At 69.1% G+C, this 7,998-nt stretch carries 10 protein-coding genes; 5 read left to right on the top strand and 5 right to left on the bottom strand.

Features of this window, described 5'->3' with window-relative positions; genetic code table 11:
- A partial coding sequence (locus DT019_RS34395; RefSeq protein WP_189390195.1) for an RICIN domain-containing protein occupies positions 1–635 on the bottom strand: 635 nt, incomplete at its 3' end.
- 457 nt (positions 636–1,092) lie between these two features.
- Between DT019_RS34395 and DT019_RS34390 the strand changes: the two genes are divergently transcribed.
- Together DT019_RS34390 and DT019_RS34385 are read left to right on the top strand one after the other, a co-directional pair.
- Complete coding sequence (locus tag DT019_RS34390; RefSeq protein ID WP_114040921.1) at positions 1,093–2,577, top strand: pyridoxal phosphate-dependent decarboxylase family protein; 1,485 nt, start codon at positions 1,093–1,095, stop codon at positions 2,575–2,577.
- A 422-nt stretch (positions 2,578–2,999) separates the two neighbouring features.
- The gene (locus DT019_RS34385; protein WP_114040908.1) at positions 3,000–3,557 is read left to right on the top strand and encodes a GNAT family N-acetyltransferase; all 558 of its coding nucleotides are present in this window, start codon (positions 3,000–3,002) and stop codon (positions 3,555–3,557) included.
- A 387-nt stretch (positions 3,558–3,944) separates the two neighbouring features.
- Here the strand turns inward: DT019_RS34385 and DT019_RS34375 are convergent, their stop codons facing one another.
- The 4 genes from DT019_RS34375 to DT019_RS34365 all read right to left on the bottom strand — a co-directional run bounded on the left by DT019_RS34375 (position 3,945) and on the right by DT019_RS34365 (position 5,572).
- Positions 3,945–4,106 carry a hydrophobic protein gene (locus DT019_RS34375; RefSeq protein ID WP_114040230.1) on the bottom strand — a complete coding sequence of 54 codons (162 nt, stop codon included), beginning with the start codon at positions 4,104–4,106 and terminating at the stop codon, positions 3,945–3,947.
- 236 nt (positions 4,107–4,342) lie between these two features.
- Positions 4,343–4,474, bottom strand: coding sequence for a hypothetical protein (locus tag DT019_RS40845; protein ID WP_262985361.1), 132 nt, complete (start codon positions 4,472–4,474; stop codon positions 4,343–4,345).
- 131 nt (positions 4,475–4,605) lie between these two features.
- The gene (locus tag DT019_RS34370; protein WP_114040906.1) at positions 4,606–5,286 is read right to left on the bottom strand and encodes a restriction endonuclease; all 681 of its coding nucleotides are present in this window, start codon (positions 5,284–5,286) and stop codon (positions 4,606–4,608) included.
- Positions 5,287–5,362: 76 nt separating this feature from the next.
- Positions 5,363–5,572: a hypothetical protein gene (locus DT019_RS34365; protein WP_114040905.1), complete on the bottom strand. Its 210-nt coding sequence runs from the start codon at positions 5,570–5,572 to the stop codon at positions 5,363–5,365.
- A 342-nt stretch (positions 5,573–5,914) separates the two neighbouring features.
- On the opposite strand from DT019_RS34365, the gene DT019_RS34360 reads away from it, so the two are divergent.
- From DT019_RS34360 to DT019_RS39215, 3 genes are all read left to right on the top strand, one after another.
- A complete protein-coding gene (locus DT019_RS34360) occupies positions 5,915–6,433 on the top strand; it encodes a hypothetical protein (protein ID WP_114040904.1) in 519 nt (172 codons plus the stop codon).
- A gap of 29 nt (positions 6,434–6,462) precedes the next feature.
- Positions 6,463–6,756: a hypothetical protein gene (locus tag DT019_RS34355; RefSeq protein WP_114040903.1), complete on the top strand. Its 294-nt coding sequence runs from the start codon at positions 6,463–6,465 to the stop codon at positions 6,754–6,756.
- 590 nt (positions 6,757–7,346) lie between these two features.
- Entirely contained in the window at positions 7,347–7,703 is a 357-nt protein-coding gene (locus tag DT019_RS39215) for a hypothetical protein (RefSeq protein ID WP_147267382.1), read from the top strand.
- The last annotated feature ends 295 nt before the right edge of the window (positions 7,704–7,998 follow it).

Genomic DNA, 7,998 nt, shown 5'->3' with positions numbered 1-7,998 from the left:
CTGGCCGTCTCGCCTCGGATGCCCTTCTCGGCAGTCGGGCCGCTCCGAGGCTCGGCGGACTCCAGGCACCACAACTGCGACAGGTCGTCACCACAGTCGGTCACGCTGACCGGGTCGCCCGTGGCGGCTCCGGCGGTCAGACACCCCTTGGCCACGTTGCGGACCTTGAACCAGCCGCCGCCCGCCGACTCGAAGCTCCAGCGCTGATTCGCCTCACCGTTGGCCCCGTTCAGCTGCCACAAACTGGCCGTGCCCTTGTTCACATCGGCATCGAGGACCTTGTCGGCACCTCCGGGCACCGTGGTTTCGACGAGGTGACTGCCGTCTCCAGCGTCCCAGAACCGCCAGGTCTGGGCCGGCGACCCGTTCGACTGCCAAGTCTGGACTTTGGTGCCGTCGGAGGCCTGGCTTCCGTCGACATCGAGTGCTTCGTAGCGCTGGGAGACGAACCGGTACAGGCCGCCTTGCGTCAGCTCGCCGGCGGACTGGACGGCGGATGCGGCGGCAGGCCGCGGGACATCGGACTTCGCTGTCGCCGGCGCCGCCGAAGCACCCATACCGACGCCGATGGTCGCCGCGACCGCGGTGGCGACGACGGCACTGGTAGTAGCTGTGCGCCGGATGTTCATTTGCATCAGTGATCTCCTCATGATCTGCGCGCCCCACACCTCAGGCATTCTCGCCGTGGACATGCCAGACAAAGGACTGTCCGGACCATACGTGAGCCCGAGGGAAGGCCTGGTCATGGCCGTCTCGTTGCACATGTTGCGTCCCCCAGCAGGGGTAAACCCCCCGCCAAGTGCGCCTAATGTCGCGCACCTTCAGGTCCAGACCACCAGGGTTGCGATTCCCCGGCGTGTCACGCACCCGCCCGCCACTGCGGGCCTTCATCCGCACCGGACCACAGCAGCACCCCGCACCCGTGCAGGCGGATCCGGGGCGCTGCTACGTGGTCAGGTTGCGACGGACGTGACGATCGTGATCGTCCTCGCTTGCTGCTTCGCGTGACGCCCGACGGGACTGCTCGTTACGAGCATGGTCCTCGGCGCGCTGACCTGGGGCCTTGTGACGACGAAAGGTTTTCCCGCCGCCATGGCTCACCGCTCGCCCGACCTGGACCCGGCTCAGTGGACCGAAACCGTTCCGCCCCTGGGCCAGGGGCTGCTCGGGGTCCACCCGAAGGTACTGCGCGACCAACTCGTCGGCGCGGCGGAGTGGGTGTCCCAATACCTGGACGATCTCCCGGAGGGCGCGGTGTGCCGTTCGATGGCGGCGGAGCAGCGGGCCCGGCTGCGCACGCCAACACTCGCTTCGCAGGGGCAGGACCTGGGCCGGGTCCTGGACTTCGTACGGGACGAGATCGCCCCGTACCCGACCGGGAACGGGCACCCCGCGTTCTTCGCCTGGGTCAACTCCCCGCCCGCACCGGCCGGCCTGGTCGCCGAGCTCCTGGCCTGCGCCATCAACGCGACCTGCGGGATGGGCGAGAACGCCCTCATGGACCTGGAACGCGGCACCGTCCACATGCTCGCCCAACTCGCGGGACTGCCCGACACGACAGGCGGGGTGCTGATCAGCGGCGGCTCCATGGCCAACCTCCTCGCCCTGGCCACCGCCCGCACCTGGTATCTCACCCGCCGCGGCTCCGCCGACGGCCCCGCCTACGACCGCGACCACGCCCGCCTCACCCTCTACTACAGCGCCCAGGCCCACATGTCGGTGGCCAGAGCCGCCGCCTGCATCGGCCTGCCCGCCCACCGCCTGCGCCCCGTCCCCACCGATGACAACGACCGCCTGGACCCCACCGCCCTGCAGGCCGCGGTGACCGCCGACCTGGACGCGGGTCTGCTGCCGTTCTGCACCGTCACCACCCTGGGCACCACCGCCACCGGAGCCGTCGACCCCCTCGAACCCGTCACCGACCTGTGCCGGCGTACGGGGATGTGGCACCACGCCGACGGCGCCTGGGGCGGCCTCGGCGCCACTGCCCCCGCTCTCGCCCCCCTCTACCAGGGGGTCGGGGACCTCGACTCGCTCACCGTCGACCCCCACAAGACCCTCAGCGTGCCCGTGGGCTGCGGCGCACTCCTCGTCCCGGACCCCGAACACCTGCACACGGCCTTCGCCCACCAGGCTTCCTACCTCACCGCCGACGAACGCGACGCGCTGCCGTGGCTCTCCCACGCCACCATCGAACTCACCCGTCCCGGCTCCCGCGCCCTGGCCCTGTGGGCCACCCTGAACCACCTGGGCCGCAACGGCGTCACCACCCTGATCGAGCACTACCTCGCCCTCGCCGACCAGCTCCGCCACAAGATCATCGCCGAGCCCCGGCTGGAACTTCTGGCCAGCGGCCCCTGGCCAGTCGCCTGCTTCCGCATCGCCGACCCCGTCGAGGGCGACCCGGATGCCCTGCACACCCACGTCGCCCGCCGCGTGCAAGTGGGCGGGCGCGCCTACCTCGCCACCGTCACCGTCCACGGCCACACCGCCCTGCGCGCCTGCCTGTGCAACTACCGCACCACCACAGACGACCTCGACCTGCTGATCCGCGAAGTCCTCCACACCGCTCCATGATCCGACCACACTTCTCTCGGACACTCAGGGAGCCCAGGGCGGTGAAGGCGCGTTCGGCGGCGTGCTGCCAGTCCGTGGCCGACCAGCGGTCGTCGGCCTGGTCATCGGCGATGCGGACGATCGCCGGCCTGGCCAAGCAGGGGCCCTCAACGGCTACCTGATCCTCCTGGCCGCCGTCTACGAGCCCTACGTCCGCCCCCGCGCCACGACCGACGCCCGCGCCTGGATCGCCCACCGCCTCTTCCGCCACGACGCCCCCAACGCCGCGATCTCCACCGCTGGTGGAGCATTCCCTACGGCCTCGCCGCCACCCCCGTGCTCTTCCGCCTCGGCACCCCGGGTATCGCCCTGTGGACGCTTGCCGCCCTGACGGTGGTGTGTCTGTAAAGTCGTGCAAGTCAGTTATCAACCAGGCTGCACGGATGATCGAGATAGAAACACCCCGCCTCCTGCTGCGCCGCTTCACCCTCGACGACGCGGCCCCGATGGCCGCCTACCGCAACAATCCGGAGATCGCCCGCTACCAGGGCTGGCCCTCTCCTCTCACCGCCGAGGCGGCCGTCGCACAGGTCCGTGCCTACAGCAACGGGGACCCCGACGAACCCGGCTGGTTCCAGTACGCGATCGAACTGCGGGCGAGCCGGGCTCTGGTGGGTGATCTCGGTGTGCTGCTCGGCGACGACCGACTGCATGCCGTCATAGGCTTCACCCTGGCCCCCGCACACCACCACCGCGGCTACGCCACCGAAGCAGTCCAGGCCATGGTCGAGCACCTCTTCACGCGGGGACTGCAGAAGGTGTCCGCGGACTGCGATGCCCGCAACACCCCCTCGGCCCGAGTCCTGGAACGCGCCGGCTTCCAGCCCGCACAGCAGGCCGACGCCAGCCGGCCGGAATACCCGCAAGAGCCCGCATCCGGCGAGGCCGGAACGCTCATGTTCGCCCTGACGGCAAGCCGGTGGCGTCAACAGCACCCGTGACGGCAACCAACCAAAACCGGCACGTGGACTGCTTCAGGAACCAGCTGATCGCCATGGGGAGCCGGTCCGCGTGCCGCAGGAGCTCGTCGAGGATCCCTTCGTACAGCGGGTCCTGGCCCTCCCGGTCGTCATCGGTGAGCCGCCTGCCCGCGACGCCTTCGCATCAACGGGCACGACGCAAATCGGGCGGGCCGTGGCGCGATTTCCTGGAGGCGCGGTTCCCGTGCGCGGATACCGCGCCACGGCCACGTAATGCCCATACCCACGATCCGGAACGCGATGGCCCCCATTTCCCCCGTGATTGGACGCGCACGACAAAGAATGGGTGGGCCCCCGCGCCGAAGCGCGGGGGCCCACAACCAGGAGTCGCACTGCCGTCTGTGCCGGCTACCAGCGATACCAGCGTGCGCTTCCGCCCTTGGGGCGGGCGACAAACCCGATCAGCCAGGCGATGAGCACGATGACGGCGATCCACCAGAGCGCCTTGAGAGCGAAACCCGCACCGAAGAGAATCAGAGCCAGCAGAAGAACGAGAAGAAGGGGAACCATAGTTATCAACCTCCAGGGCATCGAATGCCCCGGCCTCTCCCGCCGACACCCTCCCGGCCTGGTTGTTTATAAAAATCTTATCCGGGAATCCGGTGTGCCTGCGTACGCGCCGCCTCCAGCCCCGAGGCGCGATCTCTCGTGGCTTCACGCCCGCAGCGGCGACCTGCCGGAGGAGGTGACCCTTTCCTCATCAGCGCGCACGCCGCTGCCGGCCCTGGTCAGCCTCGGCCAAAGGGTCAGGCCACGGCCCCGGACTCCGGGCAAGGGCCGTCGGGAGCGTCATGCTCGTACAGGCGGCCGCTGCGCAGGCTCGCCTTCGTCGGGGTGTCGTGCTCGGGACATACGTACTTCTTCGATCGCTGCGGCACGTCGTCACCCTCCCCTCCGTGCCGCCTGCCCGTCCAACTCCTCAATCGCCCGGCGCTGTTGCGTTCTCCCCCGCCCTGTCACGACCCACCCCTCAGCGCCTCTGGTGGTCCGTACCGCGGGCAGCTTCCCGTCAGACGGGCGGGCGCCGTGTCCCGCCGCCGCTGCCGTTCAACGGGATCAGGGTCGCCAGGTGGGCGCCCTTGACCCAGGCGCCCAGGAGGTCGCGGTGCAGGGCCACGATGTCCTGGCGCAGCGCCAGGCCCAGCGCGTCCTTCGTGAACGAGCGGCTGGTCGTGACGAACAGGGCGACGTCCGCGCCGTGTTCGAGGCGGGCCGTGCCGACGAATTTCTGCATGTCCTGCGAGCCCACGCTTCGGTGCGCGGCGTACTTCTTCACCTGGACGACCAGCTTGCGGCCGTCGGCCAGGTAGCCGACGACATCGGCGCCCAGGTCGCCGCTCTTGCCGCTGACGACGACGTCCCGGCAGCCGTCGCGGCGGCACAGCTCCGCTACGTACCTCTCGAAGTCCTGCCACGACAACGCGTCGACCTCGGCCATCGACAACTCCCGTGCCCTGGCCTCCTCCTGCGCCCGCCACGCACGGTCCTGGCCGACCGCCAGGCGGTGCGCCCGCCACAGTGCCCAGCCGCCCCCGCCCACCACGGCCGCGGCGAGCACGGCCACCAGGACGGGCCACACCAGCGACCAGTGCCCCGCGACCCACACCACGGCGGCCACCGCCACCACCGCGCCCCAGCCCTGCAGTTGCTTGCGCGTCCGCTTCTTCAAGCGCCGTCGCCGTGCCGCCATCACTCCCCCGCTCCCCCAGCCCGTGCCCCGCACTGCGCACCCACGGGCGCCGTCCGGCCCGTACGCGTGCGAGGACTCATCGGCTGGCCTGGGTGACACCGCTCGCCAGCTGTTCCAGGATGTGCACGAGCCCCTGGCCCGCCGGGGTGGGCGCGATCAAGACGCCCAGCGCCAGGATGATGACGGCGGTGGTTCGCTCCTCGTTCCGGCTGCGGGCCTGGGTACGTCGCCGCAGCCGGAAGAACACGATGACTGCGAGCAGCACCGCCACGTTGATGGTCAGCAATCGTCCTGTCCTCCCCCACCGACTGGCATTCACCTCTGGGGCGGCTGGATGTTGCCGCCCATCTTCTTGTGTAGCGGCACCGCAGTGATGCTGGAGGTGGGTTGCCGACGAATGGCACAAAGCCATCGGACCTGACCGGATCGTCCGCCGGCATCCACACAGGATCGCACAGTGGCTTACGGCGTGCGGGAGCACAGGGCGCGAGCTCCGCCTCACCGCCTCATCGTTCACCGCGGCTACCTGGGGAAGCGGCCTGTGAGCGTGATAGGTCCCCGCCGGAAGCGGGGGTCCCGGTTGCTCCATGTCTTCGCGGATCAAGTCGTCTCGTCTACGGTCGCTTGCATGAGCAGCGACGGCGTGGTGGTGGACGAGGCGGTCCGGGCGGCGTGGGACGCCTACCGCGTCCTGGAGAAGCGGACGGCCGTCAAGGAGCGCCAGGAGGCGCAGCAGCGGGTGGAGGCCGCGGTGGACTCCGTAGGGCGTGAGGAGATCTCTCGGGGCACGGTGTTCCTGGTGGGCGTCTTGACCGGCTACCTGATCGCCGAGCCGCCCGGCGGTGGGAAGCGCCTCGATCCGCTGGGCGAACTCATCCCCGCGGTGATCCGCAAGCTGCCCACCTTCGAGATGGCCGACCCGGAGCAGGTGCCGATGGCCACCGGAGTCCTCATGGCCGCCGCCATGGGCATGGACACCGTCGCCTGGCGCGACCGGTTCGGGACGATTGAGCCGCAGGAGGCCCTGGTTCACGGCTTCGTGCTGTGGCTGCTCGCGGATCTCTTCGACTCCCTCGTCGAGCGGCCGGGCACCATCGACCAGTTGATGCGCGAAACCTTCAAGTCCATGGGCGCTTCGCAGGACTGACGTAGGACACCTACCGGGAGGGGCCTGAGGTGGCAGGGATTGAGCGGGAGCCGGCCGAAGTGCGGATCCCCAAGGCGGCGCTGGACGCCTTGGCCGCGGCGCTGAGCGTGCGCACGGTGGCGATGCGGACCTGGCCCGACGGCATCGAGTGGATGTACCCGATGGGCACATGGGACGACCCGCACCTGGAGGTGGCCCTCATGCCCGGCGGTGAAGAAGTGTGGCTTCGGATGTCCACGGACCGCTCCAGCGTCGCCGTGTGGACCATCCAGCAGTGGTGGGGCTTCGTCGGCGAACTGCCCGGCGCGGCGCCACAGGACTGAGCGACGACGCTGGGGTCAGCGGCTCTTGATGTCCCGGGCGATCCCGAACGGGACTTCCTCCGCCAGCTTGAACAGCGGCTCCAGGATGCCCTGGTCCGCCGGGTCGGTGTGAGGGGGGGCAGTGCTCGGTCAACAGGCAGCCGACGGCTTCGCCCTGGGTCCGGGGGCCTCTTTCTCGTCTGCGGCGATCTCCACGAGGATCTCCATCGCGTTGTCGACGCCGTCGCGCACCGGGGCCCACCGCCCGCATCCCCCTGAGCCCATGGTTGCAGGGATTGTTCCCTGGGCCACTGGCGTCTCCGCAGGACGGAATTCCGAAACGATCAGTTACACGAGCGCGTCCCCGACGGTGGGGGCTCGCGTCCAGTCGCCGATCGACTTGATCCTCTGACTCGTGAACCGCGTGGGTTTACCTATCTACGCCCGAGGTACGCCCTGGGTTTACACGGAACTCCACCCCGTGATGGATTCGCCGTGCAAGTCAGGCTGGGTAGCGTGCCGATCAGTCAATGGGGCCGCAGTCTTCGGGAATTCGAAGACGGGGGCTTCAAGGCCGGAATGATGTTCCGGCAACTACGGGGAGGATTTGCGTGACATTCCATCTGAAGAGGAGCGCGGCTCTGGGGGCTGCTGTCCTCGGGCTTGGCGCGGCCGCAGTGCTCGGGGCCTCGCCCGCAAGCGCTGCAACGAACGGCCAGCACCTCACCGTTCACACGAACTATGCGGACTACATCCAGGCATGCGGCCATAACCAAAACGGTACCTACTACTGCACGGGCTGGATTGCGACTCCCAACCCCTGGACCCGCATCAACGGTGTCTGGTGGAAGGGTGACGTAGCAGTTCGGGGGGTGGGGGAACACAATGGCCGCCACCTCGATCAGACGGTGATTTGCACTGTGCCCAAGTCGCAGCCCAGCGACTGGACGGACTGCTACGCGATCTGAGCGCCATGTGTCCTCCTTGCCCCTGAATACCTGCCAGAGGTGAAGAAGACACGAGAGGCGACGGGGGCATAGGCGCAGGATCGCCTATGCCCCCGTCGCCTCGCTTGCCACTACAGGCCCTGCATGATGCGTGCGCGCTCCAAGGCGCTGAGGATCGTCTGCCCGGTCGGCACGTCAGGGGCCGCGTACACATGCACCGTGATGAGGCCGAACCGCTCCCCCGGCCCGCAGATGCCGGGGCGCTCGCCGGTTGAGGCATCCCTACCGGCGCATCACTAACGCCACGCGCTTGGCA

Source organism: Streptomyces sp. SDr-06 (assembly GCF_003324565.1).
Taxonomy (GTDB): Bacteria; Actinomycetota; Actinomycetes; order Streptomycetales; family Streptomycetaceae; genus Streptomyces.
Note: the sequence above shows the minus strand (reverse complement) of the source record. Positions and strands in the feature narration are given on the sequence as shown.